General features: G+C 34.7%; 13 protein-coding genes. 7 read left to right on the top strand and 6 right to left on the bottom strand.

Annotation, left to right across the window (positions count from 1 at the left end; genetic code table 11):
- Positions 1-64 precede the first annotated feature (64 nt).
- Complete coding sequence (gene yyaC, locus LPC09_RS14915; protein ID WP_231307676.1) at positions 65-658, bottom strand: spore protease YyaC; 594 nt, start codon at positions 656-658, stop codon at positions 65-67.
- Positions 659-950: 292 nt separating this feature from the next.
- Here yyaC and LPC09_RS14910 point away from each other — a divergent pair, with 292 nt between their 5' ends.
- A complete protein-coding gene (locus LPC09_RS14910; protein WP_098798990.1) occupies positions 951-1,670 on the top strand; it encodes a metallophosphoesterase family protein in 720 nt (239 codons plus the stop codon).
- A gap of 156 nt (positions 1,671-1,826) precedes the next feature.
- Here LPC09_RS14910 and LPC09_RS14905 read toward each other — a convergent pair whose 3' ends face one another.
- The 4 genes from LPC09_RS14905 to LPC09_RS14890 form a co-directional block, all read right to left on the bottom strand.
- The gene (locus LPC09_RS14905; RefSeq protein WP_098798989.1) at positions 1,827-2,105 is read right to left on the bottom strand and encodes a hypothetical protein; all 279 of its coding nucleotides are present in this window, start codon (positions 2,103-2,105) and stop codon (positions 1,827-1,829) included.
- 127 nt (positions 2,106-2,232) lie between these two features.
- Positions 2,233-2,910, bottom strand: a complete 678-nt coding sequence (locus LPC09_RS14900) for an NAD(P)H-dependent oxidoreductase (RefSeq protein ID WP_098798988.1) — start codon at positions 2,908-2,910, stop codon at positions 2,233-2,235.
- Positions 2,911-3,300: 390 nt separating this feature from the next.
- A complete protein-coding gene (locus tag LPC09_RS14895) occupies positions 3,301-4,578 on the bottom strand; it encodes an IS110 family RNA-guided transposase (protein ID WP_098799709.1) in 1,278 nt (425 codons plus the stop codon).
- 207 nt (positions 4,579-4,785) lie between these two features.
- Positions 4,786-5,622, bottom strand: coding sequence for a deoxyribonuclease IV (locus tag LPC09_RS14890; RefSeq protein WP_098798987.1), 837 nt, complete (start codon positions 5,620-5,622; stop codon positions 4,786-4,788).
- Between the two features lie 292 nt (positions 5,623-5,914).
- Here LPC09_RS14890 and LPC09_RS14885 point away from each other — a divergent pair, with 292 nt between their 5' ends.
- The 5 genes from LPC09_RS14885 (at position 5,915) to LPC09_RS14865 (ending at position 12,091) form a co-directional block, all read left to right on the top strand.
- Positions 5,915-7,102, top strand: coding sequence for an MFS transporter (locus LPC09_RS14885; protein WP_231307675.1), 1,188 nt, complete (start codon positions 5,915-5,917; stop codon positions 7,100-7,102).
- Between the two features lie 597 nt (positions 7,103-7,699).
- Entirely contained in the window at positions 7,700-7,978 is a 279-nt protein-coding gene (locus LPC09_RS14880; RefSeq protein WP_098799007.1) for a MerR family transcriptional regulator, read from the top strand.
- A 261-nt stretch (positions 7,979-8,239) separates the two neighbouring features.
- The gene (locus tag LPC09_RS14875) at positions 8,240-9,406 is read left to right on the top strand and encodes an LL-diaminopimelate aminotransferase (protein WP_098798986.1); all 1,167 of its coding nucleotides are present in this window, start codon (positions 8,240-8,242) and stop codon (positions 9,404-9,406) included.
- Between the two features lie 370 nt (positions 9,407-9,776).
- Positions 9,777-10,850, top strand: coding sequence for a branched-chain amino acid aminotransferase (locus LPC09_RS14870; protein ID WP_231309765.1), 1,074 nt, complete (start codon positions 9,777-9,779; stop codon positions 10,848-10,850).
- A 299-nt stretch (positions 10,851-11,149) separates the two neighbouring features.
- Positions 11,150-12,091 (top strand): VanW family protein, encoded by a 942-nt coding sequence (locus LPC09_RS14865; RefSeq protein WP_098798985.1) that lies wholly within the window; start codon positions 11,150-11,152, stop codon positions 12,089-12,091.
- A gap of 149 nt (positions 12,092-12,240) precedes the next feature.
- Here the strand turns inward: LPC09_RS14865 and LPC09_RS14860 are convergent, their stop codons facing one another.
- Complete coding sequence (locus LPC09_RS14860; protein ID WP_231307674.1) at positions 12,241-13,698, bottom strand: IS1182 family transposase; 1,458 nt, start codon at positions 13,696-13,698, stop codon at positions 12,241-12,243.
- A 265-nt stretch (positions 13,699-13,963) separates the two neighbouring features.
- On the opposite strand from LPC09_RS14860, the gene LPC09_RS14855 reads away from it, so the two are divergent.
- On the top strand, positions 13,964-14,779 hold the full coding sequence (locus tag LPC09_RS14855; RefSeq protein WP_098796685.1) for a Cof-type HAD-IIB family hydrolase: 816 nt from the start codon (positions 13,964-13,966) through the stop codon (positions 14,777-14,779).
- The last annotated feature ends 94 nt before the right edge of the window (positions 14,780-14,873 follow it).

The following is a 14,873-nucleotide window of genomic DNA, read 5'->3' as shown; positions in this document are numbered from 1 at the left end:
GAAATGCTAAAACCAAAAACAGAAGCAAGATGTTTGTCTCTGTTTTTGGTCTTACATAATAAAATTAGAATATTATAGGATAATTTGAAGGATATTTGAAATATTGTCTGACCGCAAGAGAAATTCCTTTAGCAATTGTTGTTGTCATCGTATAGATAAGGTGTAAGTTTGTATGAAACAACGAAGAATGCAGGGAGGAATCTTTTTCTTGAATAACACCCATAATACTGCAATCTCCAATAGAAGGGAGTATTTTCCCTAGTCCCTCTCCTGGTCGTAATGCCCCTTTTCGAATAACAATGGAATTTACGATTTTTCTCGAACCAAGTACACTGTCAATAGCAATTATAAAGCTATTATTAGGCAGAGAGATGCTTCCGTACTCTTTTTCTAACGTTAATGCATCCAATGGGAATTGCAGGTTTCCTAAGACTGTTAAATGGTCTGGGAATTTTTCATTCAAAAGAGTTCCAACAAAGGGACCTAGACTATCACCGCTAATTTGATTTGAGCCAATTCCAATAACATATATATGCTCTGTACCTTTTGGAATAAGAGTAAATAAAGAGTTTCGTATATATAATGGAGCTAACTTATCATTATATGGAAAAATTCCATCTAACATTGAATTCTTAATAGTTGAACATTGATCTATCATAAATCCCCCTCCCACATCCCTAAAAATTAAACGGTAACAAATTGATTCATATTCATAAAAAAATCTTTTAAGTGACAATTCTGTAAAATGTATTAACTTTCCTCCTTGACATTGATAAAATAAATTAGTAAATTTTAACATTTTCAATCATGTTGAGTAAGATAATCCTTTTCAACACATTCATACTTAGAATAAACTAGATTAACCTGTATAGAGTAAATCAGGAGCATATACATGATCGATGTGAACATGATATGATTTACATAACAATGTTATAAGAGAGGTTCTATATATGAAAATAGCATTTATTTCAGATATTCACGGAAATGCGGTTGCTCTTGAAGCTGTCTTACGGGATATAAAAAAGAAGGAAATTGATAAAGTATATGTATTAGGGGACATTTGTTATCGTGGACCTGAACCGGAGAAATCATTATCTTTAGTACGTAATTTACATACAAAGGTCATAAAGGGAAATGCAGATGAATGGGTTGTTCGGGGAGTTAATGAAGGAGAAGTAGCTGCTCAAGCTCTTGAGATGATGAATAGAGAGAGAGACTGGACTTTTGAACGATTGCAATCAGCAGATATTGACTATTTAAATACACTCCCACATTCTCTTGCAATAGAAGAAAATGGGGTTAAAATACATGCATTTCATGCAACACCAAGCAGTTTATTTGATATTGTATCACCTGAGGCGGAAGAAGAATACATAAAAGAAAAACTAATGTCTAAAGTTGATTCACATATTTATGTTTATGGTCACATTCATAAACCATATATACGATACATAAACGGTAGAGTAGTTATGAATATAGGCAGTACTGGTCTTCCATTTGATGGTTTAACAAAAGCTTCCTATGGCTTGCTTAAGGTAAATGAAAGTGGAATTAGTACATCGATTGAGCGGGTTGATTATGATGTTGAAATGGTTATAAAACAATATCAAGATTCAGGATATCCTAATGCTGAGATGATGATAAATATTTTAAGAAATGCAAGCTTATAGGGTTGATTATTTCTTGGGAAAGCGCATAACTTGACATTTTAATACATGAGTGTCGGAATATAGAGGAAGAATTTGCTAGTTAAAACTTACTCCTAAAAAGAACCAAGAAAAGGACCAATCTCTAAATGGAATGATCCTTTTTTCTTGGTTACTTAATTACCACAATAAGAAAGGAAGTAAAGTAAGAGCAGTAAATCCGCCATAAGGATATCTTACAAAAGGCCTTCTTCTGAATGGACGTGGACCGTAAAAAGGTCTTGGAGCAAAAAATCCATATCCATATTCACTTTGATTTTCAGGGGAATGATATTCTTCTATTTCAATCCCGTTGTCATCAATATTTGCTACTCTTCCAACAACCCATTGATTTTCTTTATTTTTAAAACGTACCATCTTACCTTCATATTGCTTTTTCATTTCATTGATGTTTGACATCATTAGCACTCCTTTTAATGGAATGCTATAGTGTATGAAGACATATCTTTTTTGATAGGGCTAATTACTAGATTAATTTGTCTATTTATTAAAAGTACCTAATAAACAAGATGTTCTACTTTACAAATTAATCAATAAATTGAACAATATCTTCCATCGCTTTTCTTGTTTTTGGTCGAGGATCTTTTGCGCGATATCCGAACGAAACCATTACGGAAACAGCTAGATGACCATCTTCTAATAACTCTTCCTCTTCTAATATTTTTTGGACTTTATCAAAATCAAATCCTTCGATTGGGCATGAATCAATCCCTATTAAAGCTGCTGCCGTCATCATATTTGCCAATGCAATATACGTTTGTTTACTTGCCCAGTCAAACATTGTTCGATCATTTTCTAGTAGCTTGAGATCATGTTCCTGAAAGTTTTTATAGCGCTCTTTAATTTGATCAAACAATTCTAGTGGGAATTTTTTTACGTTTAGCATCTGATTTTTCACATAATCTGAATCGTATTTTGTATCTTTTATTGTTCTTGCAAGGATAATTACAAAATGGCTCGCAGTTGGGAGCTGTCCTTGTGCCCCCCATGAAACTTCTCTTAACTTCTCTCTTAACTCTGGGTTTTGTACAACAAGAAATTTCCAAGGTTCATATCCAACTGAGCTTGGGGATAGCCTCGCAGTTTCCAGTATATAGCGAAAATCATCTTCTGATATTGTTTTATTTGGATCAAATTCTTTTGTTGCATGACGTGAGCGAAATGCTTCAAGAATAGTTTCTTTTGTCATAGTTTTTTCTGTCATGATTAAATATCCTCCCTCTATAAATGTTGATTTATCAACGGTTTGACCCGTTGGCGGAGTGTCAAAAAAATATTTATCGACACGCATCCTAATAAATTTTTCATATTTTGTGAAACTATTCCAATGTATGGGTACGCTACGCGGTCACTACTGGATAATGATGGTAAGTAGTGCTCTGGAATTATGCGATGCACAATGGATCTCTGCGTAGCTTATGATGACGTACCCTCCCATGTCTCTGGGCATCTATGTGCCTACATTCCTTCGTTCGGTCTAGTCATAAGGCAGAGGCTAGCGAAGCTCCTTTAGGGACTCGAGGTCGGATGGGAAAAATAGTGCCAGCTTCTCCGTGTCATCCTGTTGTCTAGGTCTATTAGGGGATGTAGAACTTTACATAGCCTCTGCGAGACTAGGAATATCCTTCATCATTCGCTGTGCGTCAAAAGCTTTGTGCTTTGTACTTATTCCATGTAAGACTTTTATTAGTTTTCCGCATAGAACCACAATAGATTGCTTCTTCCGTAACGGGTTAACCTTACGGTTAGTGTAATATTCATGCAGCTTTCGAAAGGCTTCATTATGGCGAACCATTGGCATCATCACTCGGAAAAGGAGGGCACGAAGCTTTCTTCTTCCCCGTTTGGAGATATGTTTTTGCCCTTTGTGCTGGCCGGAAGAGTTTTCACGTAAAGTTAATCCCGCAAGTTTAATGATTTGGCGTGGATCTTCATAGTGTGAAAAGCTACCGATTTCGGCCAACAAATCAACGATTGTGGTATCGCCGAGTCCTTGAACCGTTGAGAGCCATTCGTACTCTACAGACGTTTGTACAAGCGTAACTAATTGCTGTGTAATGCTTTCAATTTCTTGTTCCAACTGGTTGTAACGGCGAACGAGCGTGGCAATTTCAATACGGGCCATCTCACGTCCTTCTGTTACTCCGATGGAGTTAGAACTGACTTCAATAAGTTGTATTGCTTTTGGTCGTTGGGGAGATTTTAGCCCCTCAACCTGTCGGTAAAGCGATAAGACTTCATCTGGCTGCTTTTGAAATAGATCACTTGGAAATGGAGTACATTCAAGTACTGCCAGAGCCATTTTCCCGAATGACGGAAACACCTGAGTGAATTCTGGAAAATATCGATCTAACCAGCGAATCATCATATTTTTGACAGCACCAAATTCCTCTGTCAACTTACCTCTAAATGTTGACCCAACACGAAGTTCCGCCTCAATGTCTTTCAAAATACGTGGATAACTAAAGCGTCCATCTTTTATGAGACGAGCGATCACCAGTGCATCCTTGCGGTCATGTTTGGTTGGTAAATTGTCGTCCAACTCTTTTGAACGCTTGACGTGCAAAGGATTAGCCATTGCGAGGGGAATGCCTCGTTCATCAAGGAAATAGGCTAAATTAAGCCAGTAATGGCCAGTAGGTTCAATCCCTACGATGACTTCTGTTTTTTCGTGTTCTTTCATCGCAGTTAGAATACGATGATAAAAATGCTGGAAACCATCATTAGACTGTAATACAGAAAATGATTTTTGGAGCACTCTCCCACGATCATCTACAAAGCAGGCGAAATGTTTTCGCTTCGCAATGTCGATTCCGACAACGAGTGTTTTTTCAGTGACTTGATTTATTTTATGGTTTTGTTTAAAATCCATTATGGAGTCCTCCTTGGTTAACAAATTAGGGGTCAATTTCTGCAGATTTTGACACCCCGTATCATACCAAGAGGGCTCTTTTTTGTTCAAGTCCCCGAAAATCCTTCTAACAGGAATGCTCCTTTTATGTATTTCACGTAAAAAAGTATAGATGATAGGACGAGAATTGAAAAATAGTTTGCTCAAATAATAAAAAGGTCTAGCTATTTAAGTCTGAATGAATTGATATAACATTGATATTTCTTCTTGATGAGTAATTCCTTCATCTGAAGGGGTCTCTAGAACAAAGGGAATATCTGAAAGATTAGGTAACTGAAATAGATTTTTAAAGCACTCTTTTTCAATGTATCCATTTTTAAATATATTCGCATGGCGATCTTTACCGGAGCCAAGTTCATACTTAGAATTATTTAGATGGACTGCTTTTAGGGAATTTATATAGCCCAATTCTGATGCTTTGCCCCACAATTCTTCTTGATTCTTTCCGGACCAAAGTCCACTTGCATAAGCATGACAGGTATCTAAACAAAATCCAATTTTTTCAGGATAATCGGTTAAATTCCGAACCTGGACAAGTTCCTCTAATGTTGTGCCTAGTGCTCCTGATTTCCCTGCGTTATTCTCGAGTAAAATAAGAGTTTGTCCGTTCCACTTCCTTAGAATAAGATTAAGCATCTCAATCATTAATTGATAACTGGCGAGTGGGTCAGTTTTACTAATTTGACTTCCAAAATGAACAACGACTCCAATTGAGCCACAACAATCAGCAATTTCTAAGTCATTAAGAAGAGAATCAATTGTTAGGTCTTTTTTATCTATTGAAGGTGTTAAGCTTGTTGGATAAGGGGTGTGAGCAATTGAGACAAGATTGTTTTCAACACAAAATTCATGACAGAGGTTTGCGTCTTGCCGATTAAATTCCTTCACAGTTAAACTTCTTGGATTTTTAGGGAAATATTGAAATGCTTTGCCACCAATGCTATCCATATATTTAGCTGCAGCAAAATACCCATTCCGAATACTAACATGGCTGCCAAATTTCATATAAGCTCCTATCTTTTAAAAAGTTTTTATTTTCCTCAAGGCTTAATTCATAAGGAAAAGCTTAAAGCAGTAATCGTTATAAATCTATACAAAAGTATCTTTTTATTATTTTTAAAATAATTAACTTTATTCTCAAATAGAATAGTAAGAACGGTATGCATTCCTTGAAGCAACGTTTGAGGAGAGAATCGTATGAGTTGAAATAAAAGTTAGTTAAGAATAACCTTGAAGAGTAGGATATAAGTTAACTTAGTTAAAATTTCATTTGAGAAATGAGAAAAGGAGGGCTTTTTTGGATCAACAATTTAATACAAACGGAATTGCATTACATAAAGAAAAGATTTGGACACGGGATTTTGTATTGATTTGTTTATCAAACTTTTTCATCTTTCTCGGGTTTCAGATGACTTTACCAACTATTCCTCTTTTTGTTAAGGAGCTTGGCGGAAATGATCAGTTAATAGGAGTTGTTGTTGGAATTTTTACATTTTCTGCATTACTTGTAAGATCATATGCTGGTCACACTTTGGAATCAAAAGGAAGAAAGTTTGTTTATTTAACCGGTTTAATTATTTTTATCATTTCTGCAGGCTCGTTCGGATTTCTGCCTACTATTGCTTTTTTATTTTTTATGAGAGTTATTCAAGGTATTGGCTGGGGTTTTTCAACTACAGCATCTGGCACAATTGCTAGTGATATTATCCCTCCTAAGCGACGTGGAGAAGGTATGGGTTATTATGGTTTATCAGGTAATATCGCTTTGGCTTTTGGTCCTTCTCTAGGCCTCAGTTTGGCAGGAATGATAACATTTAAACAATTATTTCTTATTTGTGCTTTCTTAGGGATTGTAGCATTAATTCTGTCTTCACGAATACAGTATAAACAGGTGGAAAAGTCACAGCAAACAACAAAGAAAGATAAATGGGATTTTTATGAAAAAAGTGCACTTCAGCCAGCTATGCTTTTGTTTTTTATTACTGTAACATTTGGAGGAATTGCATCTTTCTTACCTTTATATGCTGAACAAAAGGGGATATTAGGGATTCAATGGTATTTCCTTGTATTTGCTATTGCACTAATGGCATCAAGAACGTTCGCAGGAAAAATATATGATCGTAAAGGTCATCAGGCTGTTTTTATTCCTGGAGCTATATTCATTATGATCGCAATGATCTTGTTGTCATGGCTCCCAAGCACAACCATTTTATTAACAGCTGCAGTATTGTATGGAATTGGATTTGGTTCTGTTCAACCGGCACTTCAAGCATGGTCAATTGAAAAAGCACCTAAAAATAGGAGAGGGATGGCAAATGCAACTTTTTTTTCATCCTTTGATCTTGGTGTTGGAATTGGTGCACTCTTGTTTGGGCAAATTGGTCATGTTTATGGTTATCATACAATTTACCAAACATCAGCTATTTCAGTTAGTGTCTCAATTATTTTATATATTGTACTTCTTGTCAAAAAGACAAAAAGCTAGTATGTTGGAAAACCTACCATCCTATTGGTGGGTAAAGGGTTGTCTTAAATAATGTGTAAGATTTTCTCACAAATACCTTTTAATGCATGAATTTTCTGATAATATTGATTTAAAGAGATTATTCGGAAGAAGGTTGATCATATGACAGTAATAGAATTAAGAGAAAATATTATTAAAAAAGTAGCGGAAGATTTTAATATATCGCTCGAACAGGCAAAGGACCTTATTAATAGCAGCTTTGAAATCGGGGAGCCTGAATAATACAAAAAACACTGAAAAAGTGGCTTATATTGCTTTCAGTGTGAAGTGTTTTTAGAAAACGACAAGATGGAAGATTGGGAATGCTGGTGTAACAAAAGTTACTGTGAAAAAGCAGATATTACTATAAATGTTAATTCTAATTCCCGATCTATCGAAAAAGACATCTAGATTTGTGATGTCTTTTTCTGTGTGATTTTTTATAAAATTCTGTAAATTATTCTTGTTGGAAAACGCTTTCTATTGGTAAAGTAATGAAGAGATCGGAAAATAACATACAAAACCGGGGGCGTTTCTTTGGATAAGACGAAATCATATCGTGATAAAAAAGTGATATCAATGGGTACTGTGTGTGAATTGACCGGGTTATCAGAAAGAAGAATCCGTTATTATGAGGAAAGAAAATTAATTTTTCCAGATCGTACATCAACTGGATTTCGTAAATATTCTTTTTCTGATATTGAGAAATTAATGGACATTGCTGAAAAAGTGGAGGAAGGCGTTCAAACCGATGAAATCCGTAGAGACTACAAAAAGAAAGAAACTGATGCCGATCTAAAGAAAAAAATGATTCGCGGTCAATTAAACTCACATTTTCAAAGAAGTGGCTTTAAGTAAGAAAAAATGTAATCATTTAATTTAGGATGCTCAACAAACAGCATTCTTTTTTCTATGGGGATATACAAATGTATGATGAAAGTATAAACAACAGGAAAAAACTCGAATGATTCATTTTAAGCTTAACTGTCCATTTTTAGAAAAACTATTAAAATTCAACTATTTCCAAAAATCTAAAACTTCATTATTCCCGTATAACGTTTAGTTATGATACACTTATTTTCAGAAAAATGAGAACTTGCGAAATAAGTGGGGGATAAAATGACAATTACATTATCAAATAAAATGAGCTTTTTTAAGCCTTCTATTTTTAGTGAGCTTGCTCAATATAAACAGAGAAAAATAAGTGAAGGTGCACCGATTATTGATTTAAGTATTGGTAGCCCGGATTTGGCTCCACCATCTTTTATTACCAATTCTTTATCTGAAGAAGTGTTGAAAGCAGATCAATATGGCTATTCTTTATCTGGAACTAATGAGTTTAATAGAGCAGTTTCTTCTTTTTATAATAGAAACTATAAAGTGGAGTTGGATTCAATTGAAGAGATACTATTATTAATGGGATCTCAGGACGGACTTGTTCATTTTCCGATGGTTTTTGCAAATCCAGGAGATGTGATTTTAGTACCGGATCCAGGTTATACTGCATACGCTGCTGGAATTGCGATGGCAGGGGCAACTCCTTATTTTATGCCGTTGAAAAAGGAAAAGAATTTTTTACCAGATTTATCAATTATTCCTTCTGAGGTGGCTGAAAAAGCGAAATTGATGATCTTGAATTTTCCTGGTAATCCGGTTCCCGCATTAGCTGATATAGAATTTTTTGAAAAAGCTGTTGCATTTGCTAAAAAATTCAATATACTAGTTCTACATGATTTTGCTTACTCTGAGCTTTATTTTGAAGGAAAGAAGCCAGTAAGTTTTCTTTCGATCGAAGGAGCAAAAGACATTGGAGTTGAAATGTCTTCATTCTCTAAAAACTATAATATGGCAGGTACTCGAATTGGCTTTCTCGCCGGTAATAAAGATGTGGTACAAGCTATGAATCAATTAAAAAGCAATTTGGATTATGGTGTGTTTTTACCTATTCAAAAGGCTGCAATCCGTGCTCTGGAAGAGGGTGCTCACTTTTGTGAAGAAAGTAGAAAGGTGTACCAAGAACGCCGTGATACTTTGATTGAAGGTTTAAATGAGTTAGGTTGGACCATAACAAAGCCTGATGCAGGTATGTTTATTTGGGCTGAAGTTCCTAAGGGGTTCAGTTCGACGGAGTTTACTTATGAACTAATTGACAAAGCACATGTTGTTGTAACACCTGGACATGCATTTGGACCAACTGGTGAAGGTTATGTAAGGATTGCTCTTGTTCAGGATGTAGAAAAGTTAAAAAAGGTTATTACCTCAATAAAGAATGCGAATATTTTGTAGATTCTCAAAAATACAAATTGTGAAGGACCCAAGTTTTTTAACAACAATAAAAGAACTTTAATAACAATAGAAGATGTGGAATAGGATATTTTATAGAAAAGAGTGGGGGGCTTCCCGCTCTTTTTTCATAGATCATATGCCTCGAATAAAAATTTTTCTATAGAAAAATAACTTTAATATTGGGCTGAAATAATATTTTTATTGATTATTTTGAATCTTTTGTCGAAAAACAGTTGTTAACTGCTCCATGAAAGTTATAAAATAGTGAAATATAGAAAGTTTGATTAGATACCTTTTCTAATATGATCAGAGGTTATTTCTAGGAAAAGATAACTTCTTTAAATTTTGTTGATTGGGAGAGTTTAAAATGATGACAAAAACAAAAATTGATGTAACACTTAGTGCAACACGAAAAGAAAAGCCCAAATCAGATCAGTTGGAGTTTGGCCGCGTTTTTACTGATCATATGTTTGTAATGGATTATAGCCCGGCAAAAGGATGGCATGACCCTAAAATTGTTCCGTATGAACCAATTACACTTAGCCCAGCTTCGATGGTCTTCCACTACGGGCAAACAGTATTTGAAGGGTTAAAGGCATATCGTACGAAAGAAGATAAAGTATTATTGTTCAGACCTGAGAAAAATATGGAAAGACTTAATTTATCAAATGATCGACTTTGTATTCCTCGAATTGATGGCGAGTTTGTCATTGAGGCCCTAAAACAGCTTGTTTCGATTGAAAAGGATTGGATTCCTACTGCAGAAGGAACTTCTCTTTATATTAGACCATTTATTATCCCAACAGAGTATTACTTAGGGGTAGCTCCATCGAAGTTTTACCGATTTATGATTATTCTTTCTCCTGTAGGTTCGTATTATAAAGAAGGAATTCATCCGGTAAAAATATACGTTGAGAACCATTACGTTCGTGCTGTTGAAGGTGGAACAGGGAAAGCTAAAACCGGCGGTAACTACGCTTCAAGCCTAAGAGCCCAAGAAGAGGCTGCGCAAAAGGGCTACTCACAAGTTTTATGGTTAGATGGAGTTGAGAAGAAATATATAGAAGAAGTAGGAAGTATGAATATTTTCTTTAAAATTAATGGGGAAGTTGTTACACCTGAAGTGAATGGCAGTATTTTAGAGGGAGTAACAAGAAAATCAATCCTAGAATTACTAAAATCATGGGAAACCCCTGTTTCTGAGCGAAAAATATCAATGGAAGAAGTGTATCAGGCATATAAAGATGGACAATTAGAAGAGGCTTTTGGTACTGGTACTGCAGCTGTTATTTCTCCAATTGGTGAATTCTTATATGACGATAATAAAATTGTAATTAATAACGGAGAAACTGGTGAATTATCTAAAAAACTTTATGATACATTAACTGGCATACAAAAAGGTACGAAGCAGGATCCATTTAATTGGGTTACTGAAATTATATAAATCATTCAAAAGGTTAATTCAACAAACTATCCCGCTTTTTTTATGTAGCCACTCACTTTGCAAAACGGGAACTATTGTTGAATTGGCCTTTTCTGTATTAAACAAGAAAGAATTTGGAAAAAATATGAAACATTTTCCCTTAATTAAACGTCTTACTAATGAGAAGAATATTAATTCACTTCATATATAATGTTCAGGAAATTTTTAACAAAAATTAGGATATTTTCATTAAATACAAAATATATATGAGTGAATAAAATAAGTGGTAAAGAAAATTTAATGGGAAATGTGGGAGAGTTATGCGTAAGAAATATGTTTCAACGTTGATTTTCTTGTTCATGATGACGGGTTGTAGTTCGAATGTAGTTAATGGCAATGAAAAAGATGAACCTTTACCAGTGAAGAGCTTGGCAATGAATAGTTTTCAATTAGCAGAGAAACAAGTGGAATTTCAAGTTCAATTGCTACATCCTGAAACACAAAAAATATTATATTCCTTTTCACCTTCACTAAATCAAAAGTCGGAAGCTTATGAGGAAGAAGTAAGGCTTATTGCGAATGATTTAGCTGAGAGTCTTGATCAACCGATGATACCAGTGAAGTATACGAGCAACGGTGGTTTAACAGAAGGAACAAGTCGTGTTCTATTAGATGAAGAAAAATTAGTTGATATGTTATTGAATGTTCATGCGCTTGATAAAACATTAGATCTACCTATAGAAGTGATGTCGCCGAATGTATCAGCAGAAACTGTAAAAAATATTGACGAAGTAGTTATTGGCCATTATAAAACATCTTTTAATCCTAACGTAACAGGTCGCTCACAAAATATATTTTTATCAGCAAATGAGATTAATCAAATTGTATTGGGTCCAGGCGATCGCTTTTATTTTAATTTAGTTGTTGGTGAACGTACTGCAGCAAAAGGTTATCAAAAAGCAAAAGAAATTGTAGATAAAGAATTTGTTGAAGGAATCGGTGGGGGAATTTGTCAAACTTCCTCTACTTTATATAATGCAGTTGCAAATGCAGGATTGGAAGTTTTAGAAGTTAACTCACACTCAAGATCTGTTGGGTATGTTCCTACCGGGAAGGATGCAACAGTGTCCTGGGGAGGTCCAGATTTTAAATTTATGAATAACAAAGACTTCCCAGTTATGATTAAAACATTTGTGAATAAACAGTCTGGAACAATAGAGGTTCAAGTAGTTGCTTCAAAGGATGATGCATCGAAGGTTTAATCGCTTAACAAAAACTGGTTTGTTTCACAGAGGCCACTGAAAATCTGACGATTTTAAAGATTATTCATGTGAGTTTAAAAAGAGCCGACTTTTTTTCCTTTTTTAGGAATTAAAGTCGGCTCTTTCTTTGCATTAGCCACATATTTTCTCTAATTTTCCCCTAGTAGCTTTAGAATTCTTTTAATGTTTACCGTAAATATAGCCATGGCGCCTTGCAACTCCATGCTAATTAGACCCGAGGATTTTGCCACATTATACCCGTGTCTGTGTTTTAATTCACTATTTTTCGCTTCAATTTTATAACGCTCTTTAGACTTTTCCTTAAAATATACACTTTTCTGGAATTGTGCTTGGGATGAATGTTGATCAGACTTAAGGGAAACAGAATATGTTTTACTTTTGGCTCCCTCTTTGTAGCACCCTTCTCTGAAAGGACATCTCTTGCATTTTTCAACATTAAAATAGTAGGTATCAACTTGGTTTTTGCCTACTCCTTTTTTACCTTGCCTAGCTTTCCGTACAGCCATATGCCCTGCCTTGCAGACATACATGCCCGCATCCTTATTGAATTCAAATTCATCCTCTTTTTTTCGGGTACCCTGAGTTATGGAAGGATTTAATTTTGAGACCAGTTTAATTCCATTTTCCTTACTATATTGAATGTTGTCTTTCTCAGAATACGCAGTATCCCCAATAACCGTTTCAATTTCCATTCCTGCATCTATACTTTTCTCAACAAGTGTCTGTAGCTCTTTTCCATCATTTTTTTCTCCGGTTGTAATCGTTGCGGCTGTAATAATTCGCTCTTCACTCATCGCCAGATGAGTTTTATAGCCAAAGAATGATGAGTCAGCTGCTTTGTGTCCGACTTTGGCATCTAGATCATTCATGGACTGTAGCTGTTCGATATCATCTGCAACGGCTTCTTTCAGGAGATTAAGATGTTCCTTGACTTTTGGATACTCTAAAAGGCTTTCTTCCTTTTCAATCACTTCAATGAGCTCTTGGGAATAAGTAATCTCATCTTCAAGTAGATCATTGTTTGGCTTTACGGGGAATTTCTTCTTCATACTCTCGTTAATTTTATAAATTGCTTTTCTGAGGTTTTTGGAGCGCTCCATTAGTATTTCTTTTGGAGTCATTTGATTATATCTCGCCTTTGTATGGGTGGCATCTACAATAATGGACTTGCTTTTAATAATCTCTTTCTCAATGGCAATCTCCACTGTCTTATTGATAAGCATGTCTAATAAGTTCATGTCTTTTAACCTAAGCTTACGAAACTTTGTCAAAGAACTTGAATCAATAACGGCTTCCTCCGGAGCCATATCCAAAAAATATTTGAAGGACATATCATATTTTGAACGCTCGATAATATCAACATCTGAAACATCATGAATGGTTTTCAAAAACAAATATTTAAACATGCGAATAGGATCTATCGCATTCCGCCCATTATCTAGACAATATTTATCCTTTAATTCTTCGTAAATAAAAGAAAAGTCAATTAGATCCTTAATTCTTCGTAACATATTATCCTGAGGAACGACGATATCATATAGAGCCACATATGGACTAAACATCATTGTTTGTTGTTGTTGTATCATTGGAAACCACCCACTTATATTTATAATTTTAATTATAAAGTAAAAAAGGTAGAAAAGTTCACCTAAGTGAATCTTTCTACCTTTTACTTGGACTTTTTCAGTGGCCTCGTTTCACAAACCAGTTTTTTATTTGTCGATCAGAATGATAGAAATTTTAAATAATTAATAAAGCAATATTTTGAATTCCGGAATGTTTCTTTCCTTTAAGCTTCTATTTATAGTAGGATATGAATATAGTGATCTATCTATAGAAAGGACTTAAAACATGACATATAAAATGATTGTATTAGATTTGGATGATACGTTGTTATGTGACGATCATACAATATCATCTCGTACAAAAGAGGCATTAATGAAAGCGCAAGAACAAGGTGTAAAGGTGGTTTTAGCATCAGGTCGTCCTACTTTTGGAATGAGAGACTATGCAAATGAATTGCTGCTACATAAGTTTGGAAGCTATATTCTATCTTTTAATGGTGGGAAAATCATAAATTGCTCATCAAATGAAGAAATGTTCAGCAGTACATTAAGTGCAGAGTCTGTTCATCAATTGTTTGATATAAGCCGTCGTGAAAATGTATTTATTCATACATATATAGGTGATGAAATTATTACGATGGATGAAAATCCTTTCACGAAAAAAGAATCTACTTTAACCGGATTACCTATTAAGATGGTATCAGACTTTGTACAGTCAGTAACTGTGCCAGTAGTAAAAACATTAATGGTAGCGGAGCCGGATGTACTTAAGGTTGTTGAAAAGAAGTTACAAGAAGAGTTAGACGAACATTTTTCAATTATGCGCTCAAAGCCGTATTTCCTGGAGTTTACTGAAAAAGGTGTTACAAAGGGAACGAGCTTAAATCAACTAATTCAAAGATGTGGCATTAAACAGGAAGAAGTTATTGCTATTGGTGACAGTTATAATGATATATCCATGATTGAGTTTGCAGGCCTTGGAGTTGCCATGGGAAATGCTCCTCAAGAAATAAAAGATCTGGCAAATTTTGTTGCAGATACGAATATGAATGATGGAGTCGCAAAGGTAGTAGATGAATTTATTTTAAATGTTACTGTTTAAATATAAGGGTTGCTTACAATCATGTAGGCAACTCTTTTTTTATTTCAGCTGAAAAATAAAAATACTCTTATTTAAAACTCTCTGTGAGAATTTC

The organism is Metabacillus sp. B2-18 (assembly GCF_021117275.1).
Taxonomy (GTDB): Bacteria; Bacillota; Bacilli; order Bacillales; family Bacillaceae; genus Metabacillus.
This window is presented reverse-complemented; position numbering and strand designations above follow the sequence as displayed.